The sequence below is a fragment of the Pseudomonas sp. GD04019 genome, from assembly GCF_029837695.1.
Taxonomy (GTDB): Bacteria; Pseudomonadota; Gammaproteobacteria; order Pseudomonadales; family Pseudomonadaceae; genus Aquipseudomonas.
Genome location: NZ_JAOEEA010000011.1, coordinates 127,659 through 150,493, shown reverse-complemented (window position 1 = coordinate 150,493; position 22,835 = coordinate 127,659). Strand labels below are relative to the sequence as shown.

Sequence of the window (22,835 nt, the reverse complement as noted above, 5' to 3'; positions counted from 1 at the left end):
ATTGCCGCGCAGTCTAATCAGGCTGAGTCGGCCTTACAATGCCCGTTGAGGGGAGAAATACCGTGGCTTCCGAAACCTTCTGAAGCCCACAAAAAACCCGGCCTAGGCCGGGTTTTCTGCAAAGCTCAGCGCCAATTACTTGGCCTGGGCTTCCACTTCAGCTTCTACGCGACGGTTAACCGCGCGACCGGCTTCGGTGGCGTTGTCGGCAACCGGGCGGGACTCGCCGTAGCCAACCGAGCCAACGCGCTCGGAACCTACACCGTACTGGTTGACCAGTACTTCACGAACGGCGTTGGCACGACGCTCGGACAGCTTCTGGTTGTAGGCGTCGGTGCCGACGGAGTCGGTGTGGCCTTCAACGGTGGTGTTGGTCTGCGGGTACTGGTTCATGAAGTCGGCCAGGTTCTTGATATCACCGTAGCTTTCTTCTTTGACCTTGGACTTGTCGAAGTCGAACTTCACGTCCAGCTCGACGCGAACGGTTTCGGCCGGCTCCGGAGTCGGGGCGACTTCGGCAACTGGCTCAGCGACTGGCTCGGCAACCGGAGCCGGCTTGGAGCCGCCGCCGAAGTTCAGACCGACACCAACGCTCGGGGCCCACTCGGTGTCGCCCTGGTCGATGTTGTACTGAGCTTCAACGCCAGCACGGGCGTAGAAGTTCTCGGTGAAGTAGTACTTGGCACCACCGCCCAGGTTGGCGAAGGTGGAACCGTTGCGACCGCTACGGCCGTTCTGGCCGATGCTCTGGTCGGAGAAGCCAGCGGAGACGTACGGACGCAGGCTGTCGGCAGAAGTGTTGAAGTGGTACAGAGCATCCAGGGCGGTGTTGGAGCCCTTGATGTTGCGGCCGTCTTCGGCACGAGCGTTGTGCACTTCGTCGTAACCCAGGCGCAGCTCGACGTCATCGGTCAGGAAGTAACCGATGGAGCCACCGAACAGGTTGCCATCGTTCTTGAAGTCGCGAGCTTCATCGAAGTACTGCTTCTTGGCGAAGCCTTCGATTTCGACAGCGCCCTGGCCTTGAGCCAATACGTTCAGCGAAGTGGTGGCAACCAGAGTACCGATGACGGCGCCCAAGGTGTTTTTCAGTTTCATCCGTAAATCCCCATCAAAAGACGATTAATAGTTGCCCGGCCCGAGCGACCGAGAACAACATGGCGGCGATTGTAACAAAACTACACACTGCTGTGTGGTGATATTTCTTCGCGCACACTGCGCGTAAGAGGCTGTTCGGCTAATTAAGTTTCACTGACATTGCCGAATTTTTCTCGCAGGCGGTCGAGCGCGCGCTTGTAGCGCATCTTGGTGGCGCTAAGGCCCATATGCATGATGTCGGCGATTTCCTGGAACTCCAGTTCCGCAACAAAGCGCAATACCAGGATTTCCCGGTCTATGGGATTGACATGTACCAACCAGCGATCCAGGCCGCCCTTCTCTTCCAGCTTGGGCGCCTTCTCTTCGGAAGCCTCTTCCAACGGGTCGAGACTCAATGCATCGAGCAGGCGGCGTTTGCGCCGCTCCTTGCGATACTGAGTAATACACTCGTTATACGTGATGCTATATAGCCATGTCTTGAACTTGGACTTGCCTTCGAAGTTCTTCAGCCCATAGAGAACTTTCAGCATAACTTCCTGGCAGACATCATCGGCATCACGCTCGTTACCGAGGTAACGCGCACAGACATTGAACAGAGTCCGCTGGTAACGCCGCATCAGCTCTTCGTAAGCACGCGTGATGTGGAACAGCTCGACATGCGCACGCTGCACCAGCTCCTCGTCCGAGAGCTCGCGTGGGTCGTACCGCGTGGGAAGCGATTGGGCCTTGTTCAAAACAACTCGTGCCGACAGTCAGGTCAGAAGGCAGCGCCAGAGCGCAACGCGAGAAGCGCTGGTCGCATACATTAGCAGGGATTGGCGCGTCAGCGGCTGCTGACGCGCTGCTCGAGCAGGGTACGGTTGGCCACCGAAACCAGCTCACCCTCTTCGGTGAGTAGCACGGTCTTCACGGTACCGATCTCCTCGATCTGGCCTTCGACATCGCCAATCTTCACTTGTTGCCCGACCTCATAGAGTTCGCGAACATAGATGCCGGCCAGAATCTGTCCGGCAATTTCGCGGCTGCCCAGGCCTAGCGCAAGGGCAACTGCCAGGCCCACGGAAATCAGCACGATGGCGATCACGTTGTTCAGCAGTTCGGTCTTCACTTCCAGCTGACCGATTGCCACCGAGATACTGATGATGATGACCAGGCCCTGGGCAATGCGGCCGAGGCCGGCGGCGTAATCCAGGCCCACGCCTTCCGCAGCGCCGCGCACCAGGCTGCTGACCAGTTGAGCCAGCAGCACGCCGGACAGCATGATCACGGCGGCGCCAAGTACCTTGGGCAGATAGAGCGCCAGCACATCGAGAGTGGCGGACACACGGTCCAGCCCCAGGGATTCGGCGGCGGAAACCAGGAAGATCAGCAGAACAAACCAGTAGACGATCTTGCCGATCAGGGTCGATACCGGCACCTGGATGCCAACCCGGGAAAGCATCTTGTTCAGGCCGGTACCCGCCATCAGGCGGTCCAGGCCGAGCTTGGCCAGCAGCTTGGACAACAGGGTATCGAGCAGCTTGGCCACCACGAAACCGAGCAGCACCACGACCAGGGCGCCGAAGAAACGAGGGATGAAGCCCGCGACGGGAGCCCATACCGAGCTCATGGCGTTAACGAGACTTTGAGTCCAGGGATCGAATTCCATATTCAGTCAGCCTTGTCTGCGGCGCGGGTGCGGCGGGAAACCGGTGCCACGTGTGCGGAACCGTTGTTGAGGGCGATCATGATGGCTTCGAGGCCTCGCCCCATGAGACCGAAGAGATCGCCGGCGCCGACCTGGCGGTTGGCGGTCTTCAGCACACGGCCGAGGGTCGCGTCATCATCGTGGTCCGCGGGCTGCGACTTGAGCAGATCGCGCAGGGACTCTTCAAAAGGATCGTACATGCCTACCTCGCATGGATTTGTTGCCTAGACGTGGTGACCCAGGCGCAAGTCACATCTAGAGCCAGCGCAGCCGGCGGAACACCCACCACTGCAGCGCGCCGACACTGGCAAGAATGGCGCAGATCAGCAGGAAACCATATTGGCTATCGGCCCCGGGGATACCGCCGACATTGATGCCGAGCAGGCCGGTGAGAAAGCTCATGGGCAGGAAAAACACCGTGGTCACGCCGAGCAGGTACATGGCCCGGTTCATCTTCTCGTTCATCCGCCGATGCTCTGACTCCAGCACCAGCCCGACCCGCTCGCGAATCATCTCCAGCTCTTCCAGGTAGCGGGTCAGCCGGTTGTTGAGCTCGTTCCACTGGTCGCCGTCGCCATAACCGTTGCGCGTCAGCTGGGCAAAGATGTCCCGCTGGGGCGCCAGGAAGCGGCGCAGGCCGGCGGCGCGGCGGCGCACATGCAGCACCACGCCGTGATCGGGCATGAAGCGTTCGTCGCTGTCGAGGCGTTCCTCCTGCCCCTCCAACTGATCAGAAAGGCCATCGATCAGCCCGTCGACTCGGTCGGTGAGGTAGTGGGCCAGTTGCAACACCAGCTCGGTGCTGTCGCGCGGGCCCTGGCCCTGCTCCAGCAGGGCGATCAGCTCTTCGGTGGCGCGCAGGGGGCGCAGGCGCAGGGAAATGACACGGCGAGCGCTGGCGAAGATGCGCGCCGAAACCATGTCTTCAGGATCGGCGCCGGGATTCAGATTGACGCCGCGCAGGAACAGCAGCAGCTCATGCTCGGGCAGTGCCAGCAGGCGCGGCCGGGTGTTCTCCTCCAGCAGCAGATCGCAGCTGAATTCGCTGAGGCCGCTGTGCTCGCGCAGCCAGGCACGGGTTTGCGGATGGCCTCTGTCCCAGTGCAGCCAGAGACTCTCCTGCTCGGTGAGCTGTAGCCCCTCCAGCTGATCCCACTCCAGACTGCGCGCGCCGCCCCGACCGTCCAGGACGAAGGCGTGCAACAGCCCCCACTGCAGATTGTCTTTCTCGTACATCCCTGCGCTCACTGTCGCCACATGGAGCCCGCCACTGCGAGCTCCGCGAGGCTCACTCCGGCATCTTCAGCGGTTCGGGGGACACGATCACGCCGTTGTTGTCGGCATAGACATAGTGGCCCGGCTTGAAGGTAACGCCGCCGAAGGTCACGGCCACGTTGAGATCGCCGATGTTGCGCTTGTCGGTCTTCATCGGGTGGCTGGCCAGCGCCTGCACGCCCAGGTCGGTCTGCGCCAGCACGTCGACGTCGCGCACGCAGCCGTAGATCACCATGCCTTCCCAGCCATTCTTCGCAGCTTTCTCGGCGATCATGTCGCCCAGCAGGGCGCGGCGCAGGGAGCCGCCGCCGTCGACAACCAGTACCTTGCCCTTGCCCGGCTGATCGGCCTGGGATTTGACCAGCGAGTTGTCCTCGTGGCACTTGACGGTGACGATCTCGCCGCCGAAGGAGTCGCGGCCGCCGAAGTTGGCGAACATCGGCTCGACCACCTGAACCAGTTCCGGGTAGGCGTCGCACAGATCGGGAGTGACGTATTGCATGGAGATGCTCCTATCAGTTGAAACTCAGAGTAGGCGGCGCCTGGAGGCCAGACGCTGCAAAGGCAGCGAATCGTGACCGGACCGGCGAAATCGTCACATCTTAGCCGCATGCCAGAGCGCTTGGAACCTCAATCCTGCTGCTTTTCCGCCGGCAGTTGCAGCTCACGCAGCCAATGCTCGATCAAGGGCCAGACCTCCGCTTGCGCCTCCTTGCTGACCAGCATTTCCACATGGCCGAAGTCGCTGGAAAAGCCGTTCTCCTTACCCAGCTGCAGGAAGCTGCGGGGCGCGGCGCGGAATTGCTCGTACAGCTTGCGACAGGCCCAGGTCGGGTCCTGCAGGTCGCCGGCGGCGCTGACCGCCAGCAGCGGCACCTGTACATCGGCCAGGCCTGCCCACCAGTCACGCTCTGAGTCGCCGAAACGGCCGAACAGGCGGTGCCAGCGCAGACTCTCCAGCGCCAGGCCGATCGGCTCATCCTCGGGACCACGCTTGAAGCGCGCGCCGGAGATGTGGTGGAAGCCCTTGAGCAGCAGACGGCTGCCCCACTCCACCGGCGGCACCTTGAGCGGCCAGTAGATGCGGCTGATCTGGGTGCCGAACAGCGCTGCCGATGCTGCGTCCTGCCCTGTCAGATAACCACCGCCCAATGCGGCGGCCAGGGTAGTGCCGCCCAGCGAATGGCCGACCCAATGCGGTACTCGGCCGCTCTGCTCGCGCACGAAGGCAGCGATGGCCGGCAGGTCGTAGCGGGCGTAGTCGGCCACCGTGTTGTGCTTGTAGGCCTGGTTGCGCGGCGACAGGCCGTGGCCGCGCATCTCGGCGATCCATACATCGAAGCCGGCGCGCGCCAGATGAGGGCCGAGGCCGATGGCACGCGGCGAATACCAGAAACGCCGGTTGGAGAAACTGCCGTGCAGCAGGATCACCGGCTCGCCGCGCTGCTCCTGAGCTGTCAGGCCCAGGCGGGTCAGCGCCAGCTCGACGGAGAAGTCCGGCGCATTGCCAGGCTTCAGGCGATAGACGTCTTCGCTCAGATCACCGCGCAGCTCGGCACTGATCAGGGCGACGGGAAACAACTCACTACTGCTTTGCATACTGCTTCTTGCACGAGAAATGGCGGGAGCAATCTTGGCCGTGCCCCGGGACAACAGCCCGGAGCCATACATAAAAAAGGGCGGGATCACTCCCGCCCTTCTGGGATGACGCTTGAATCAGCTTTGCTGGCCTTCAGCCAGGAAGAACCAGGTATCCAGCACCGAATCCGGATTGAGCGACACGCTCTCGATGCCCTGCTCCATCAGCCACTTGGCCAGGTCCGGGTGGTCGGATGGGCCCTGGCCGCAGATGCCGATGTACTTGCCGGCCTTGTTGCAGGCGGCGATGGCATTGGCCAGCAGCTTCTTGACCGCCGGATTGCGCTCGTCGAACAGGTGGGCGACGATGCCGGAGTCGCGGTCCAGGCCCAGGGTCAGCTGGGTCAGATCGTTGGAGCCGATGGAGAAGCCGTCGAAGAACTCGAGGAACTCGTCGGCCAGTAGCGCGTTGGACGGCAGCTCGCACATCATGATGACCTTCAGGCCATTCTGACCGCGGGCCAGGCCGTTACTGGCGAGCAGTTCGACCACTTGCGACGCCTCGCCCAGGGTGCGCACGAAGGGCACCATGATCTCGACGTTGGTCAGGCCCATCTCGTTGCGCACTTTCTTCAGCGCACGGCACTCCAGTTCGAAGCAGTCGCGGAAGCTCTCGCTGATGTAGCGCGAGGCGCCACGGAAGCCGAGCATCGGGTTCTCTTCTTCCGGCTCGTACAGCTTGCCGCCGATCAGGTTGGCGTATTCATTGGACTTGAAGTCCGACAGGCGCACGATGACCTTTTTCGGCCAGAAGGCCGCGGCCAGGGTGCTGATGCCCTCGACCAGCTTCTCGACGTAGAAGCCGACCGGATCGTCATAGCCGGCGATGCGCTTCTCGACGCTGTCCTTGATCTCCGCCGGCAGGCCGGCGAAGTTCAGCAGTGCCTTGGGGTGCACGCCGATCATGCGGTTGATGATGAATTCCAGGCGAGCCAGGCCCACGCCCTCGTTGGGCAGCTGGGCGAAATCGAAGGCGCGGTCCGGGTTGCCGACGTTCATCATGATCTTGAACGGCAGGTCGGGCATGGCGTCGACCGAGTTCTTGCGGATATCGAAGCCCAGCTCGCCTTCGAAGATGAAGCCGGTGTCGCCTTCGGCGCAGGAAACGGTCACGCCCTGGCCATCCTGCAGCACCTGGGTGGCGTTGCCGCAGCCGACCACGGCCGGGATACCCAGTTCGCGGGCGATGATCGCCGCGTGGCAGGTACGCCCACCGCGGTTGGTGACGATGGCGCTGGCGCGCTTCATCACCGGTTCCCAGTCCGGGTCGGTCATGTCGGAGACCAGTACGTCACCCGGCTGGACCTTGTCCATCTCGGACACGTCGTGAATCACCCGCACGCGACCGGCGCCGATGCGCTGGCCGATGGCGCGGCCTTCGACCAGAACCTTGCCCTTCTCCTTCAGCAGGTAGCGCTCCATCACGGTGGCGCTGGCACGGCTCTTCACGGTTTCCGGACGGGCCTGGACGATGTACAGCTTGCCGTCGTCACCGTCCTTGGCCCACTCGATGTCCATCGGGCGGCCGTAGTGTTTCTCGATGATCAGCGCCTGCTTGGCCAGTTCGCTGACTTCTGCGTCGGTAATGCAGAAGCGCGCGCGCTCGGCGCGGTCGACATCGACGGTCTTGACCGAGCGACCGGCCTTGGCCTCTTCGCCGTAGACCATCTTGATCGCCTTGCTGCCCAGGTTGCGACGCAGGATGGCCGGGCGGCCCGCTTCCAGGGTCTGCTTGTGCACATAGAATTCGTCGGGGTTCACCGCGCCCTGCACCACGGTCTCGCCGAGGCCGTAGGCGCCGGTGATGAACACCACGTCACGGAAGCCGGACTCTGTGTCGAGGGTGAACATCACGCCGGCGGTGCCGGTTTCCGAGCGGACCATGCGCTGCACGCCGGCGGACAGGGCGACCAGCTTGTGGTCGAAGCCCTGGTGCACGCGGTAGGCGATGGCACGGTCGTTGAACAGGGAGGCGAAGACTTCCTTGGCCGCGCGAATCACGTTGTCCACGCCGCGGATATTGAGGAAGGTCTCCTGCTGGCCGGCGAAGGAAGCGTCCGGCAGGTCTTCGGCGGTGGCGGACGAACGCACGGCGACGGCCATGTTGTCGTTGCCGGCGCTCATCTCGGCGAAGGCCGTGCGGATCTGCGCATCCAGCTGAGCCGGGAACTCGGCGTCCATCACCCACTGGCGGATCTGTGCGCCGGTCTTGGCCAGGGCGTTGACGTCATCCACGTCCAGCGCGTCGAGGGCGGCGTGGATGCGGTCGTTCAGGCCGCTTTGTTCGAGAAAGTCACGATAGGCCTGGGCAGTAGTGGCGAAACCACCCGGAACAGAGACGCCGGCACCAGCCAGGTTGCTGATCATTTCGCCCAGGGATGCGTTTTTGCCCCCTACATGCTCCACATCGTGGACGCCGAGCTTATCGAGGGAAATTACGTACTCAACCAAGGTGAACTCTCCACTGTACGTGGCAGAGCCGGTGCAGCGCCGCCGCAGCCTGGCTTTGCCTCAAGGAAATAAGTCACAATGCCGACCAGTACGGGCCCGGCAAAGGGGGCCTATGATAGCCAAGAATCGTTCCTGACTTAAGGCCTCCGCCATCAATGAAACGAACCGCATTCTTCATTTCCGACGGCACCGGCATCACCGCGGAAACCCTCGGGCAAAGTCTGTTGGCGCAATTCGAGGCCATCAGCTTCACCAAGCTCACACGCCCCTATATAGACAGCGTGGAGAAGGCGCGGGCCATGGTACAGCAAATCAACAATGCTGCCGAGAAAGACGGCGTCCGGCCGATCATCTTCGACACCGTGGTGAACCACGAGATCCGTGACGTCCTGGGCCAATCCGAAGGCTTCATGATCGACATCTTCTCCACCTTCCTCGCGCCGCTGGAAGCCGAGCTGAGCGAGCATTCCTCGTACTCGGTCGGCAAATCCCACTCCATCGCCAGCAACACCCACTACATGGAGCGCATCGAGGCGGTCAACTTCGCCCTGGACAACGACGACGGTGCCCGCACCCACTACTACGACAAGGCCGATCTGATTCTGATCGGTGTTTCGCGCTGCGGTAAGACACCCACCTGCCTGTACATGGCCATGCAGTTCGGCATCCGCGCCGCCAACTACCCGCTGACCGAGGAAGACATGGAGCGCCTGCAGCTGCCGGCGGCCCTCAAACCCTACAAACACAAGCTGTTCGGCCTGACCATCGACCCCGACCGGCTTACCGCCATCCGCCACGAGCGCAAGCCCAACAGCCGCTACGCCAGCTACGCCCAGTGCGAGTTCGAGGTGCGCGAGGTGGAAAACCTGCTGCGCCGCGAAAACATCAACTTCATCAACTCCACCCATTTCTCGGTCGAGGAAATCTCGGCCAAGATCCTGGTGGAAAAAGGCGTCGAACGCCGCCTCAAGTAACCCACGCCTCGGTGACCGTCATGACGCTGATGGACGCAGTACTGTTTGCCCCGATCGCCGCGCTGATCTCGCTCGGTCCCGGTCCCAACAACTTCTGCGCCCTCAACAACGGCATCAACTACGGCGTCCGCGCGGCCATCCTGGCCACTTTCGGGCGCCTGGCCTCCTACGCCATCTTCCTGTTCATCTCCGCGGTCGGCCTCGGCGCCATGCTGCTGGCCTCGGAGACCGCCTTCACCATCATCAAGTGGGTCGGCGCCCTGTACCTGGTGTACCTCGGCATCAAGACCTGGCGCAGCACCGAGTTCAGTGGCCTGCGGACCAGCGACGGCGAACTGGCCGAACGCACGCCAGTACAACCGCCCATCGGCAAGCTGATGCTCAACGAGTTTCTGGTCGGCATCAGCAACCCCAAGGCCATCCTGCTGTTCGCGGCGATCTTCCCGCAGTTCATCAAGCCGGATCAGCCGACGGCCGAGCAGTTCCTCTACCTCGGCACCACCTACCTGCTAGCTGAGCTGTGCGTCGCGTCCACCACCTACGCCCTGTTCGGCATGCAGATTCGCCGTCTAGTGCGTAGCCGCAAGGGCGTCAGCCGCCTGAACAAGAGCACCGGCGCCTTCTTCGTCGGCGCCGGCGGCCTGATGCTGGGCGTCAACAACCACTGACCCCAGCGGGCGCTTCCTAAAAGGAGTCGCCCGGCACCCGCACCCAACCTTCCATCAGAATCCGTGCACTGCGGCTCATGATGGCCTTGGTCACCGTCCATTCGCCGTCGACCTGCTTGGCTTCGGCGCCGACCCGCAGGGTGCCGGACGGATGACCGAAACGCACCGCCTCACGCTCGCCACCACCAGCCGCCAGATTGACCAGGGTGCCGGGGATGGCCGCCGCCGTGCCAATCGCCACGGCGCAAGTGCCCATCATGGCGTGGTGCAGCTTGCCCATGGACAGCGCGCGCACCAGCAGGTCGACCTCGCCGGCCTCGACCGTCTTGCCACTCGAGGCCTTGTAGCCCTTGGGCTGACTGACGAAGGCAATCTTCGGTGTGTGCTGACGGGTCGCCGCCTCCTCCGCCGTCTTGATCAGCCCCATACGCAGCGCACCGGCCACGCGAATCTGCTCGAAGCGCGCCAACTGCTGCGGGTCGCCGTTGATGTCCTCACGCAGCTCGGTGCCCTGGTAGCCGATGTCTTCCGCATTGACGAACACGGTCGGAATGCCGGCAGTGATCATGGTCGCCTTGAACGTACCGACGCCCGGCACCTCCAGATCGTCGACCAGGTTGCCGGTGGGGAACATCGAGCCGCACTCCTCGCCATCATCGGATGGATCGAGGAACTCCAGCACGATCTCCGCCGCCGGGAAGGTCACGCCGTCCAGCTCGAAGTCGCCGGTTTCCTGCACCTGGCCGTTGCTGACCGGTACGTGGGCGATGATGGTCTTCTGGATATTGGCCTGCCAGATGCGCACCACGCACACGCCGTTGTCCGGAATGCGCGCCGGATCGACCAGCCCGGCATGCAGGGCGAAGGCACCGGCACCGGTGGACAGGTTGCCGCAGTTACCGCTCCAGTCGACGAAGGCCTTGTCGATGGAGACCTGGCCGTAGAGGTAGTCGACGTCATGATCTGGCTGACTGCTCTTGGACAGAATCACGCACTTGCTGGTGCTGGACGTGGCGCCGCCCATACCGTCGATATGCGCGCTATATGGATCGGGGCTGCCGATCACCCGCATGAACAGCTTGTCGCGGGCCGCGCCAGGCACCTGACAGCTCTGCGGCAGGTCCTGCAGGCGGAAGAACACGCCTTTGCTGGTACCGCCACGCAGGTAAGTGGCGGGGATTTTGATCTGGGGCTGTTGAGCCATGATTGAGTCCTGGCTGGAGTATGAGTGGACTGTAGGGTGGATCACGCTTCACCGATCCACCATGGGACCGGTTAGGTGGATGGAAAAACGCCATCCACCCTACAAAATCAGGCCACCGAGCCTTCGAGGAAGTCCTGGGCAAAGCGCTGCAGCACGCCGCCGGCCTTGTACACATGGACTTCGGCGGCGGTGTCCAGGCGGCAGGTCACCGGCACCTTGACCACCTCGCCATTGCGACGATTGACCACCAGGGTCAGGTCGCAGCGCGGCGATACCTCGCCCTGGATGTCGTAGGTCTCGGTGCCGTCGAGGCCGAGGGTCAGGCGGGTGGTGCCCGGCTTGAACTCGACCGGCAGCACGCCCATGCCCACCAGGTTGGTGCGGTGGATGCGTTCGAAGCCTTCGGCGGCGATCACTTCCACGCCGGCCAGGCGTACGCCCTTGGCCGCCCAGTCGCGGGACGAGCCCTGGCCGTAGTCGGCACCGGCGACGATGATCAGGTTCTGCTTGCGGTTCATGTAGGTTTCGATGGCTTCCCACATGCGCATGACCTTGCCTTCCGGCTCGACCCGGGCTAGCGAGCCCTTCTTCACCGCGCCATCGACCACGGCCATCTCGTTGACCAGCTGCGGGTTGGCGAAGGTTGCGCGCTGGGCGGTCAGGTGGTCGCCGCGGTGGGTGGCGTAGGAGTTGAAGTCCTCCTCCGGCAGGCCCATCTTCGCCAGGTACTCACCGGCAGCCGAGTCCAGCAGGATGGCGTTGGACGGCGACAGGTGATCGGTGGTGATGTTGTCCGGCAGGATCGCCAGCGGCAGCATGCCTTTGAGCGTGCGCTCGCCAGCCAGCGCGCCTTCCCAATACGGCGGACGGCGGATGTAGGTGGACATCGGGCGCCAGTCGTACAGCGGGCTCTCGGCCTCCTGCACGGTGCCCAGGTCGAACATCGGGATATAGATCTGCTTGAACTGCTCCGGCTTCACGCTGGAGGCGACGATGGCGTCGATCTCCTCGTCGCTCGGCCACAGGTCCTTCAGGGTGATCGGCTTGCCGCTCGCATCAAAGCCCAGCACGTCCTGCTCGATATCGAAGCGCACGGTACCGGCGATGGCGTAGGCCACCACCAGCGGCGGCGAGGCCAGGAAGGCCTGCTTGGCGTAGGGGTGGATACGCCCGTCGAAGTTGCGGTTACCCGACAGTACGGCAGTGGCATACAGGTCGCGGTCGATGATTTCCTGCTGGATCACCGGGTCCAGTGCACCGGACATGCCGTTACAGGTGGTGCAGGCATAGGCGACGATGCCGAAGCCGAGTTTTTCCAGCTCCGGCAGCAGACCGGCCTCTTCCAGGTACAGCTTGGCGACCTTCGAACCCGGAGCGAACGAGGTCTTCACCCACGGCTTGCGGATCAGGCCCAGCTCGTTGGCCTTCTTCGCCAGCAGGCCGGCGGCGACCACGTTGCGCGGGTTGGAGGTATTGGTGCAGCTGGTGATGGCGGCGATGATCACCGCGCCATCCGGCAGCTGACCGGCCGCTTCCTCGGCTTTGGCCGCCGCCAGCTTGCCTTCGTCGGCAATGCCGCGTTCCTGCAGCGCCGAGGTCGGCAGGCGCTTGTGCGGGTTGCTCGGGCCGGCCATGTTGCGCACCACGGTGGACAGGTCAAAGCTCAGCACCCGCTCGTACTCAGCGGTGACCAGGGCATCGGCCCACAGGCCGGTAAGCTTGGCGTATTGCTCGACCAGCGCCACCTGCTCCGGCTCACGCCCGGTCAGCTTGAGGTAATCGATGGTCTGCTGGTCGATGTAGAACATCGAGGCGGTGGCGCCGTATTCCGGGCACATGTTGGAGATGGTCGCGCGGTCGCCAATCGACAGGCTGTCCGCCCCCTCGCCGAAGAACTCGACGTAGGCGCCGACCACCCGCTCCTTGCGCAGGAACTCGGTGATGGCCAGAACGATGTCGGTGGCGGTGATGCCGGGCTGGCGCTTACCGGTCAGCTCAACGCCAACAATATCGGGCAGGCGCATCATCGACGGCAGGCCGAGCATCACGGTCTCGGCCTCCAGGCCGCCGACGCCGATGGCGATCACGCCCAGGGCATCCACGTGCGGGGTGTGCGAGTCGGTGCCCACGCAGGTATCCGGGAAGGCAATGCCGCCGCGCGCCTGGATCACCGGGCTCATCTTCTCCAGGTTGATCTGGTGCATGATGCCGTTGCCGGCCGGGATCACGTCGACGTTCTTGAACGCGGTCTTGGTCCACTCGATGAAGTGGAAACGGTCCTCGTTGCGACGCTCTTCCACGGCGCGGTTCTTCTCGAACGCATCCGGGTCGAAGCCACCGAATTCCACGGCCAGCGAGTGGTCGACGATCAACTGGGTCGGCACCACCGGGTTGACCTTGGACGGGTCGCCACCCTTCTCGGCGATGGCGTCACGCAGGCCGGCCAGGTCGACCAGCGCGGTCTGGCCGAGGATGTCGTGGCAGACCACGCGCGCCGGGTACCAGGGGAAATCGAGGTCGCGCTTGCGTTCGATCAGTTGCTTGAGCGAAGCGGTCAGCGCCTCCGGCTCGCAGCGGCGCACCAGCTGCTCGGCCAACACGCGGGAGGTGTACGGCAGCTTGGCGTAGGCGCCTGGCTCGATGGCGTCGACCGCCTCGCGGGTGTCGAAGTAGTCCAGCTGGGTGCCGGGCAGCGGCTTGCGGTATTGGCTATTCACGGTGTTGTTCATCGGGCTTTTCATAATAATTAGGGACGATCCTTGAGCGGCACGAACTTCAGGTCCTCTGGGCCTGTGTAGTTGGCGCTCGGGCGGATGATCTTGCCGTCGATGCGTTGCTCGATGACGTGGCTGGACCAGCCGGAAGTGCGGGCGATGACGAACAGCGGGGTGAACATGGCGGTGGGCACGCCCATCATGTGGTAGCTGACGGCGCTGAACCAGTCGAGGTTGGGGAACATCTTCTTGATGTCCCACATGATGGTTTCCAGGCGCTCGGCGATGTCGAACATCTTGGTGTTGGACTGCTCGGCGGAAAGCTCGCGCGCCACTTCCTTGATTACCTTGTTGCGCGGATCAGCAACGGTGTAGACCGGGTGACCGAAGCCGATCACCACTTCCTTCTTCTCCACGCGAGCACGGATGTCGGCCTCGGCCTCGTCCGGGTTGTCGTAGCGCTTCTGGATCTCGAAGGCCACCTCGTTGGCGCCGCCATGCTTCGGCCCGCGCAGCGCGCCGATGGCGCCGGCGATGCAGGAATACATGTCGGAGCCGGTCCCGGCGATCACCCGCGAGGTGAAGGTGGAGGCGTTGAACTCGTGCTCGGCGTACAGGTTGAGCGAGGTGTGCATGGCGCGCACCCAGGATTCGCGCGGCTTCTCGCCGTGCAGCAGATGGAGGAAATGGCCGCCGATGGAGTCATCGTCGGTTTCCACGTCGATACGCTTGCCGTTGTGGCTGAAGTGGTACCAGTAGAGCAGCGCCGAACCCAGCGAGGCCATCAGCTTGTCGGCGATATCGCGGGCGCCCGGGTGGTTGTGGTCGTCCTTCTCCGGCGACACACAACCGAGCACGGACACGGCGGTGCGCATCACGTCCATCGGGTGGGCGGACGGCGGCAGTTGCTCCAGGGAGGCCTTGAGCGCCGCAGGGATGCCACGCAGGGCCTTGAGCTTGGCCTTGTAGGCGGTCAGCTCGGCAACGTTGGGCAGCTTGCCGTGCACCAGCAGGTGAGCGATTTCCTCGAACTCGCAGCGGTTGGCGAAATCGAGCACGTCATAGCCGCGATAGTGCAGGTCGTTGCCGGTACGGCCGACGGTGCACAGGGCGGTGTTGCCGGCGGCGGTGCCGCTCAGGGCGACGGACTTCTTCGGCTTGAAGCCTGGCGTGGTGGTGTCTACGGAAGCGCTCATCGCTCTCTCCTCATCTGAATCCGGTAGTACTGCTTATTGTTGTGGCAGGCCATGTACGGCCTGCGAGCCGATCACTTCTTGCCAGCGGCGAACAGCGCGTCGAGCTTCTGCTCGAAGGCGTGGTAGCCAATGCGGTCGTACAGCTCGGCGCGAGTCTGCATCAGCTCGATGACGTCTTTCTGATGGCCGTTCTGGCGGATCGAGGTGTAGACACTTTCCGCCGCCTTGTTGGCCGCACGGAAGGCGGACAGCGGATACAGCTGGATGGCCACGCCGACCGAGGCCAGCTCGTCGCGGGTGAACAGCGGCGTGGCGCCGAACTCGGTGATGTTGGCCAGCACCGGCACGTTCAGCGCATCGACGAAGCGCTTGTAGGTCGGCAGGTCGTAGGCGGCCTCGGCGAAGATGCCATCGGCGCCCGCCTCCACGTAGCGCTGGCAACGCTCGATGGCGGCGTCCACACCCTCGGCCTGGATCGCGTCGGTACGGGCGATCAGGAAGAAGTTCGGGTCGGTCTTGGCATCGGCGGCGGCACGCACACGGTCAACCATTTCTTCGCAGGAGACGATTTCCTTGCCCGGACGGTGACCGCAGCGTTTGGCGCCGACCTGGTCCTCGATATGGGCGGCGGCGGCGCCGGCCTTGATCAGGTTCTTGATGGTGCGCTCGATATTGAAGGCGCTGGGACCGAAGCCGGTGTCGATATCCACCAGCAGCGGCAGGTCGCAGACATCGGTGATGCGGCGCACGTCGGTGAGCACGTCGTCCAGGGTGTTGATGCCCAGGTCCGGCAGGCCCAGGGAACCTGCGGCGACTCCGCCACCGGAGAGGTAGATGGCCTGGAAGCCGGCACGCTTGGCCAGCAGCGCGTGGTTGGCGTTGATCGCGCCGATCACCTGCAGCGGCTGCTCGGCAGCGATGGCATCGCGGAAGCGCTGACCGGGGGTTCTTACACTCATGACTCACCTCGTGTTTTGGACGGGTTGGCGAGCGCTTCCTGGTAGTGGCGCTCGATATTGCGCTTGGATGCACCGATGTGACGGCGCATCAGCAGTTCGGCCAGTTCGCCGTCACGGTCGGCGATGGCATCGAGAATGCGGTGATGTTCGGCAAAGGCGTGCCGTGGTCGATTGGGCGTGGCGGAGAATTGCAGGCGATACATGCGCACCAGCTGGTACAGCTCGCCGCAGAGCATTTGCGCCAGGGTCTTGTTGCCGCTGCCCTGGATGATCCGGTAGTGGAAGTCGAAGTCGCCTTCCTGCTGGTAGTAGCCGACGCCGGCCTTGAAGGCAGCGTCCTGCTCGTGCAGGTCGAGCACCCGGCGCAGCTCGTCGATCTCACCCTGGGTCATGCGCTCGGCGGCCAGGCGGCAGGCCATGCCTTCGAGGGACTCGCGGATCTCATAAAGCTCGATCAATTCGGCATGGCTGAGCGACACCACCCGCGCGCCGACATGGGGGACACGCACCAGCAGGCGCTGGCCCTCCAGACGATGAATCGCCTCGCGCAGCGGGCCACGGCTGATGCCATAGGTACGCGCCAGCTCCGGCTCGGAGATCTTGCTGCCCGGCGGAATCTCGCCCTGCACGATGGCCGCCTGAATGCGGCGAAACACGTGCTCGGCCAGGGTTTCCGAGTCATTCTGGTCGTTGCTGGGGGCTTCGAGAGCGTCGAGCATTATTGTCAACACAATGCGCTTTAGTTGCGGCGAAACTATGCCTGATGCTGATGACTGTCAACACTTCAAAATCAGATTGTCGACAATCTGCATAACAGACAACGCGTCCCGCAATCGTGCAATCAACCTGCAGAAACGCTCATAAGCGGCTGTCGCAGCAGAAAAACCCCATGTTAGAATGCCGCCCGCATGAGCTGGCCCAGGCCATTTCTACGCCTGCTAGACTCCACCAGCCGGCCTTGCGCCCTGCCGCCGCCCCGACGACGCGACCCAACAAGGATTTATGCGACTTCAGTCTCTCGCCATCATCCTCAGCTGCAGCCTGCTACCCGGCCTGACGCTCGCCGCCGAAAAGACCGTCTATGGTCTGAACGAATACGTCAGCCTGACCGATCTCGACCTGCAGGTCGCCGCCAAGCTGGATACCGGCGCCAAGACCGCCTCCCTCAGCGCCCGCGATATCGAACGCTTCAAACGTGACGGCGAGACCTGGGTGCGCTTCTATCTGGCTATCGATGAAGCACACGAGCACGCGATCGAACGACCGCTGGCGCGCATCAGCAAGATCAAACGCCGCGCCGGCGACTTCGACCCAGAAGAAGGAAAGACCTACACCGCCCGCCCGGTGATCGAGTTGCAGGTGTGCATGGGCAAGGCCCGTCGCACCATCGAAGTGAACCTGACCGACCGCAGTGCCTTCCAATACCCGCTGCTGATTGGCTCCGAAGCGCTCAAACGTCTGGATGCCATGGTCGACCCCAGTCTTAAATATGCTGCCGGCAAGCCCGGCTGTACCCCTGACGCAAACTCTGCCGAGTAACCCACATGCGCTCTCTTACCCTGCATCTGAAAGTCCTTATCACCCTTCTGGTGACTGTGGGCGTTCTGGTCACGGCCTACCAGATCTTCGTTCTCGGCATTCCGGTGACCGAGGACGAGACCGACGACCTGTGGAACATCGACGCCAAGGTCGAGTTCCAGGCCAGCCCGCGCGAGCCGGTCAAGGTGCAGATGTTCGTGCCGCCACTGAACCAGGACTATGTAAGCCTCAACGAGAGCTTCATCTCCAACAACTACGGCGTCAGCGTCAATCGCGCCGACGGCAACCGCAAGCTGACCTGGTCCGCCCGCCGCGCCGATGGCAAGCAGACCCTCTACTACCGCCTGGTGCTGACCAAGCGCTACAGCGGTGAGCCGGCCAAGGCCAAGGGCCCGATCTTCCGCGACAGCATCGCCGTGGAAGGCGCCGAGAAGATCGCCGCCGAAGCCCTGCTAGCCCCCATTCGCCAGCACTCGGCGGATGTCGAGACCTTCATCAGCGAGACCATCAAGCGCGCCAACAACGTGGGCGACGACAACGTCAAGCTGCTGCTCGGCGGCGACGCCTCCACCGTCAACAAGGCCAAGGTCATCGATCTGCTGCTGTCCATCGCCCACGTGCCGATGGAGCGCGTGCACACCATCCGCCTGGCCGCCGACCTGCAGCAGAGCCCGGAACTGTGGCTGCGCAGCTTCAACGGCAAGGACTGGCTGTACTTCAATCCGGACACCGGTGAGCAAGGCCTGCCGAGCGACCGCGTGGTCTGGTGGACCGGCGACGAGCCGCTGATCAACATCGAAGGCGGCAAGAAGGCCCAGGTCAGCTTCACCCTGAACAACAGCGAGATGAACGCCATCCGCCTGGCCAAGCTGACCGACGAGAACACCGACGTCGACTTCCTCGAATACTCGCTGTACGGCCTGCCGCTGCAGACCCAGCAGACCTACCAGATCATGATCATGATCCCGATCGGCGTGCTGGTGATCCTGATCCTGCGCAACCTCGGCGGCCTGCAGACCCTCGGCACCTTCACCCCGGTACTGATCGCCCTGGCGTTCCGCGAGACCCAGCTGGGCTTCGGCATCGTGCTGTTCACCATCATCACCGCGCTCGGCCTGTCGCTGCGCTCGTACCTCGAGCACCTCAAGCTGCAGATGCTGCCGCGCCTGTCGGTGGTACTGACGTTCGTGGTGGTGCTGATCGCCGTGATCAGCCTGCTCAGCCACAAGCTGGGCCTGGAGCGCGGCCTGTCGGTCGCCCTGTTCCCGATGGTGATCCTGACCATGACCATCGAGCGCCTGTCGATCACATGGGAAGAACGCGGCGGTACGCATGCCTTCAAGGTCGCCGTCGGCACCCTGATCGCCGCGTCCCTGGCCCACATGCTGATGAGCATCCCGCAGCTGACCTACTTCATCTTCACCTTCCCGGCCGTGCTGCTGATTCTGGTGGGCTTCATGCTGGCGATGGGCCGCTACCGCGGCTACCGCCTGACCGAGCTGTTCCGCTTCAAAGCCTTCCTGAAGGATTGAACCCATGATCGGCCTGTGGAAGACGTGGAAGGCCCTTGAAGCCAAAGGCATCATGGGCATCAACCGACGCAACGCGGACTACGTGCTGAAGTACAACAAACGGCACCTGTACCCGATCGTCGACGACAAGATCATCACCAAGGAGCGTGCGATCCAGGCCGGTATCCATGTGCCTGAGCTGTACGGGATCATCTCCACCGAGAAGGAAATCGAGAAATTCGACGAGATCATCGGTGGCCGCAACGACTTCGTGATCAAGCCGGCGCAAGGCGCCGGCGGTGACGGCATTCTGGTGATCGCCGACAAGTTCGAGGGCCGCTACAAGACCGTCTCCGGCAAAATCGTCAGCCAGGAAGACATCGAGCACCAGCTCTCCAGCATCCTCACCGGCCTGTACTCCCTGGGTGGCCACCGCGACCGCGCGCTGATCGAGTACCGGGTCACCCCGGACCCGATCTTCAAGAGCATCAGCTACGAAGGCGTGCCGGACATCCGCATCATCGTGCTGATGGGCTACCCGGTGATGGCCATGCTGCGCCTGCCGACCCGCCAGTCCAACGGCAAGGCCAACCTGCACCAGGGCGCCATCGGCGTTGGCGTGGACCTGGCCACCGGCGTGACCCTCAAGGGTACCTGGCTGAACAACAAGATCAGCAAGCACCCGGACACCACCAACGCCGTGGATGGCGTGCAGCTGCCCAACTGGGATGGCTTCATGAAGCTCGCGGCCGGCTGCTACGAGCTGTGCGGCCTGGGCTACATCGGCGTGGATATGGTGCTCGACGTGGACAAGGGCCCGCTGATCCTCGAGCTCAACGCCCGCCCCGGCCTGAACATCCAGATCGCCAACGACTGCGGCCTGACCCATCGCGCCCATGCGGTAGAAGCCCGCCTGGCCGAGCTGGCGAAGAACGATGTGAAGGAAAGCGTGGAAGATCGCGTGCGCTTCTCCCAGCAGCTGTTCGGCCACGTCAAACCGAAAGAAATCTGAGCCCCGGCTCGGTGACAAGGCCCGGCGATGCCGGGCTTTTTCATTGCCTGGGGTAATCCTACAATTCGAGCCCGACCTACCGAATTCGCCGCATGAGCACCTGCCGCGCCCACCCGCTGCCCTACCGGGCCGATCCCGCCGCCTACTTCGCCCTGGTGCGCCATGCGCCGGGGGCTGTGCTGCTGGATGCCGGGCGGCCACAGGCCGAGCGCGGACGCTTCGATCTGCTCAGCGCCTGGCCGCTGGAGCAGTTCGCCCCACAGGAAGATGAAACCGGACAGATCTTCTTCCAACGCCTGCGCAACGGCCTGGCCCGGCTCGGCCGAGCCGAGGCGCCGGAGGGAAGCGAACTGCCCTTCACCGGCGGACTGATCGGCTATCTGGCCTATGATTTCGGTCGCCGACTCGAACAGTTGCCGGAACAGACCACCGATGACCTGCAACTGCCCGATGCCCGCTTCGGCCTCTATGGCTGGGCGCTGATCAGCGACCATCAGCAGCAGGCCAGCCATCTAGTGTTTCACCCGCGACTGCCGCAGGCCGAACGCGAACGACTGGTGCAGCTATTCGAAGCAGGCACGCCGCAGGAAACGGCCCCCTTCTCGCTGCGTAAGCCATTCCAGGCCGACCTCAGCCAGGACGACTACCGGCGCGCCATCGAGCGCATCCAGGCCTATATCCAGGCCGGCGACTGCTACCAGGTCAACTTCGCCCAGCGCTTCCAGGCGCCCTGCCAAGGTGATTCCTGGAGCGCCTATCAGGCATTGCGGACGGCCTGCCCTACCCCCTTCGCCGGCTTCCAGGCTCTCGACGATGGCGGCGCCATTCTCAGTCTGTCGCCGGAGCGTTTTCTTCAGGTCAGCCAGGGCCGCGTGGAAACCCGGCCCATCAAGGGCACCCGTCCGCGTGGTGTCACGCCGAGCGAGGACGCCGCCAACGCCGCCGAGCTGCTGGCCAGCCCCAAGGACCGTGCCGAGAACCTGATGATCGTCGATCTGCTGCGCAACGACCTCGGTCGCAGCTGCCGCACGGGCTCGGTGCGGGTGCCGGAGCTGTTCGCCCTGGAGAACTACCCCAACGTGCATCACCTGGTCAGCGCTGTCACCGGCGAGCTGGCCGAGGGCAAGGATGCGCTGGATCTGGTCGCCGGCAGCTTCCCCGGCGGCTCCATCACCGGTGCCCCGAAGATCCGCGCGATGCAGATCATCGACGAGCTGGAGCCGACCCGCCGCTCGCTCTACTGCGGCTCCCTGCTCTACCTGGACGTGCGCGGCGAGCTGGACAGCTCCATCGCCATCCGCAGCCTGCTGGTCAAGGACGGCACCGTCAGTTGCTGGGGTGGCGGCGGCATCGTGGCGGACTCGGACTGGCAGGCCGAGTACCAGGAGTCCATCACCAAGGTAAAGGTGTTGCTGCAGACGCTGGAAGCGCTCTGAACCCAGACAGACACCCACAAAAAAGGCCCGCAGCTGCGGGCCTTTTTCATTGCGGCGAAGCTTACAGGCTCAGCTCGCGGTTGGACGCCTTGAGGAACTCGCGCTTGAGGTCTTCATAGGTGTGCACGGCCGGGAACTGTGGGAACTCGCGGATCACGTTTTCCGGCGCATGGAACAGGATGCCGGCGTGGGCCTCGCTGAGCATGGTGGTGTCGTTGTACGAGTCGCCGGCGGCGATCACACGGTAGTACAGGCTCTTGAAGGCGATTACCGACTGACGCTTGGGGTCCTTCTGGCGTAGTTGGTAGCCCACCACGCGGTCGGTCTCGTCGGTGATCAGCTTGTGGCACAGCAGGGCCGGGAAGCCCAGCTGACGCATCAGCGGCTGGGAGAACTCGTAAAAGGTGTCGGAGAGGATCACCACCTGGAAGCGCTCGCGCAGCCAGTCGACGAACTCCACCGCGCCTTCCAGCGGCTTCAGGGTGGCGATCACTTCCTGGATGTCGCGCAGCTTCAGGCCATGCTCGTCGAGGATGCGCAGGCGCTGCTTCATCAGCACGTCGTAGTCGGGGATGTCGCGGGTGGTCGCCTTGAGTGCGTCGATGCCGGTTTTTTCGGCGAAGGCGATCCAGATTTCCGGAACCAGTACACCTTCGAGGTCGAGGCAGGCGATTTCCACGGGCGTCTCCTAAATGCGTTGGGCTGTTCGAGGGCCGGCACTCTAGCAGCATGGCCAGGCGCTGGTAAACCGGCCACGCCGGTGGTTGCGGCCGCTATGGGCTGGTAACATCGTCGCCCTCGAATTCACTGCCCACAGGACCGCTCAGATGACGTTCGATCTGGCCACTATCAACGCCGAACTCGGAAAAGACGCCGAAAAACTCGTGGAATGGGCCCTGAGCCTGGGCAAGACGGCGATCTGCACCACCAACTTCCGCCCCTTCGAGGCGGTCATCCTGCACATGGTCACCCGCGTCAAACCGGACACCCAGGTGATCTGGATGGACAGCGGCTACAACACCGAGGCGACCTACAAGTTCGCCGACGAAGTGAGCAAGCAGCTCAACCTCAATCTGAAGACCTACCTGCCGCTGCGCTCACGCGCCCATCGCGAAGCCATCGACGGCCCGGTGCCGGCGCTGGACGATCCGCGTCACGCCGCCTTCACCGAGGAAGTGAAGCTGGAACCTTTCGCCCGTGCCCTGCGCGAAGCCGCGCCGCAAGTCTGGTTTACGGCGCTGCGCGCCAGCGACACCGCCGTGCGCGCCCAGATGGACCCGGTGAGCGTCAACCCGGACGGCCTGATCAAGGTCGCCCCGCTGCTGCACTGGAGCTCCAAGGAGCTGTACGAGTACCTGGTGAAGCACAACCTGCCGAACAACTTCGACTACTTCGACCCGACCAAGGGCGAAGACAACCGCGAGTGCGGCCTGCACATCAGCCATTGATACCGCAGAACGAAAAAGGGCGCCG

At 63.5% G+C, this 22,835-nt stretch carries 21 protein-coding genes; 7 read left to right on the top strand and 14 right to left on the bottom strand.

The window, feature by feature from the left end:
- Positions 1–135: 135 nt before the first annotated feature.
- The 8 genes from N7607_RS17970 to ppsA all read right to left on the bottom strand — a co-directional run bounded on the left by N7607_RS17970 (position 136) and on the right by ppsA (position 8,149).
- Positions 136–1,098 (bottom strand): OmpA family protein, encoded by a 963-nt coding sequence (locus N7607_RS17970; protein ID WP_279866608.1) that lies wholly within the window; start codon positions 1,096–1,098, stop codon positions 136–138.
- Positions 1,099–1,241: 143 nt separating this feature from the next.
- On the bottom strand, positions 1,242–1,832 hold the full coding sequence (sigX, locus tag N7607_RS17965) for an RNA polymerase sigma factor SigX (protein WP_192398284.1): 591 nt from the start codon (positions 1,830–1,832) through the stop codon (positions 1,242–1,244).
- Between the two features lie 89 nt (positions 1,833–1,921).
- Entirely contained in the window at positions 1,922–2,746 is an 825-nt protein-coding gene (locus N7607_RS17960; RefSeq protein ID WP_279866607.1) for a mechanosensitive ion channel domain-containing protein, read from the bottom strand.
- Positions 2,747–2,748: 2 nt separating this feature from the next.
- Entirely contained in the window at positions 2,749–2,985 is a 237-nt protein-coding gene (locus tag N7607_RS17955) for a CrfX protein (protein WP_279866606.1), read from the bottom strand.
- A 55-nt stretch (positions 2,986–3,040) separates the two neighbouring features.
- Positions 3,041–4,021, bottom strand: coding sequence for a zinc transporter ZntB (locus N7607_RS17950; RefSeq protein WP_279866605.1), 981 nt, complete (start codon positions 4,019–4,021; stop codon positions 3,041–3,043).
- Positions 4,022–4,073: 52 nt separating this feature from the next.
- A complete protein-coding gene (gene rraA / locus N7607_RS17945; protein WP_137973051.1) occupies positions 4,074–4,562 on the bottom strand; it encodes a ribonuclease E activity regulator RraA in 489 nt (162 codons plus the stop codon).
- Positions 4,563–4,690: 128 nt separating this feature from the next.
- Positions 4,691–5,659 (bottom strand): alpha/beta fold hydrolase, encoded by a 969-nt coding sequence (locus N7607_RS17940; RefSeq protein WP_279866604.1) that lies wholly within the window; start codon positions 5,657–5,659, stop codon positions 4,691–4,693.
- A 117-nt stretch (positions 5,660–5,776) separates the two neighbouring features.
- Positions 5,777–8,149, bottom strand: a complete 2,373-nt coding sequence (ppsA, locus tag N7607_RS17935) for a phosphoenolpyruvate synthase (protein ID WP_279866603.1) — start codon at positions 8,147–8,149, stop codon at positions 5,777–5,779.
- Between the two features lie 155 nt (positions 8,150–8,304).
- On the opposite strand from ppsA, the gene N7607_RS17930 reads away from it, so the two are divergent.
- Entirely contained in the window at positions 8,305–9,123 is an 819-nt protein-coding gene (locus N7607_RS17930; protein WP_279866602.1) for a kinase/pyrophosphorylase, read from the top strand.
- Between the two features lie 20 nt (positions 9,124–9,143).
- Positions 9,144–9,791 (top strand): LysE family transporter, encoded by a 648-nt coding sequence (locus N7607_RS17925; RefSeq protein WP_279866601.1) that lies wholly within the window; start codon positions 9,144–9,146, stop codon positions 9,789–9,791.
- Positions 9,792–9,807: 16 nt separating this feature from the next.
- Here the strand turns inward: N7607_RS17925 and prpF are convergent, their stop codons facing one another.
- The 5 genes from prpF to N7607_RS17900 form a co-directional block, all read right to left on the bottom strand.
- Entirely contained in the window at positions 9,808–10,995 is a 1,188-nt protein-coding gene (prpF, locus tag N7607_RS17920; RefSeq protein ID WP_279866600.1) for a 2-methylaconitate cis-trans isomerase PrpF, read from the bottom strand.
- Between the two features lie 107 nt (positions 10,996–11,102).
- Positions 11,103–13,712 (bottom strand): Fe/S-dependent 2-methylisocitrate dehydratase AcnD, encoded by a 2,610-nt coding sequence (gene acnD, locus N7607_RS17915; RefSeq protein WP_279866642.1) that lies wholly within the window; start codon positions 13,710–13,712, stop codon positions 11,103–11,105.
- A gap of 29 nt (positions 13,713–13,741) precedes the next feature.
- A complete protein-coding gene (gene prpC, locus N7607_RS17910) occupies positions 13,742–14,905 on the bottom strand; it encodes a 2-methylcitrate synthase (RefSeq protein ID WP_279866599.1) in 1,164 nt (387 codons plus the stop codon).
- Between the two features lie 71 nt (positions 14,906–14,976).
- The gene (prpB, locus tag N7607_RS17905; RefSeq protein ID WP_043307367.1) at positions 14,977–15,864 is read right to left on the bottom strand and encodes a methylisocitrate lyase; all 888 of its coding nucleotides are present in this window, start codon (positions 15,862–15,864) and stop codon (positions 14,977–14,979) included.
- Positions 15,861–16,583 carry a GntR family transcriptional regulator gene (locus N7607_RS17900; protein WP_279866598.1) on the bottom strand — a complete coding sequence of 241 codons (723 nt, stop codon included), beginning with the start codon at positions 16,581–16,583 and terminating at the stop codon, positions 15,861–15,863. Before N7607_RS17900 ends, prpB begins: the two co-directional genes overlap by 4 nt.
- A gap of 283 nt (positions 16,584–16,866) precedes the next feature.
- On the opposite strand from N7607_RS17900, the gene N7607_RS17895 reads away from it, so the two are divergent.
- The 4 genes from N7607_RS17895 (at position 16,867) to pabB (ending at position 21,362) form a co-directional block, all read left to right on the top strand.
- Positions 16,867–17,403 (top strand): ATP-dependent zinc protease, encoded by a 537-nt coding sequence (locus N7607_RS17895; RefSeq protein ID WP_279866597.1) that lies wholly within the window; start codon positions 16,867–16,869, stop codon positions 17,401–17,403.
- A gap of 5 nt (positions 17,404–17,408) precedes the next feature.
- Positions 17,409–18,935, top strand: coding sequence for an inactive transglutaminase family protein (locus N7607_RS17890; protein ID WP_279866596.1), 1,527 nt, complete (start codon positions 17,409–17,411; stop codon positions 18,933–18,935).
- Between the two features lie 7 nt (positions 18,936–18,942).
- Positions 18,943–19,926 carry an alpha-L-glutamate ligase-like protein gene (locus N7607_RS17885; protein WP_279866641.1) on the top strand — a complete coding sequence of 328 codons (984 nt, stop codon included), beginning with the start codon at positions 18,943–18,945 and terminating at the stop codon, positions 19,924–19,926.
- Positions 19,927–20,018: 92 nt separating this feature from the next.
- Positions 20,019–21,362 carry an aminodeoxychorismate synthase component I gene (pabB, locus tag N7607_RS17880; RefSeq protein WP_279866595.1) on the top strand — a complete coding sequence of 448 codons (1,344 nt, stop codon included), beginning with the start codon at positions 20,019–20,021 and terminating at the stop codon, positions 21,360–21,362.
- A 61-nt stretch (positions 21,363–21,423) separates the two neighbouring features.
- On the opposite strand, the gene thrH is transcribed toward pabB, so the two are convergent.
- On the bottom strand, positions 21,424–22,041 hold the full coding sequence (gene thrH / locus N7607_RS17875) for a bifunctional phosphoserine phosphatase/homoserine phosphotransferase ThrH (protein ID WP_279866594.1): 618 nt from the start codon (positions 22,039–22,041) through the stop codon (positions 21,424–21,426).
- A 148-nt stretch (positions 22,042–22,189) separates the two neighbouring features.
- Here thrH and N7607_RS17870 point away from each other — a divergent pair, with 148 nt between their 5' ends.
- Positions 22,190–22,810, top strand: a complete 621-nt coding sequence (locus tag N7607_RS17870) for a phosphoadenosine phosphosulfate reductase family protein (protein ID WP_279866593.1) — start codon at positions 22,190–22,192, stop codon at positions 22,808–22,810.
- Positions 22,811–22,835 lie beyond the last annotated feature (25 nt).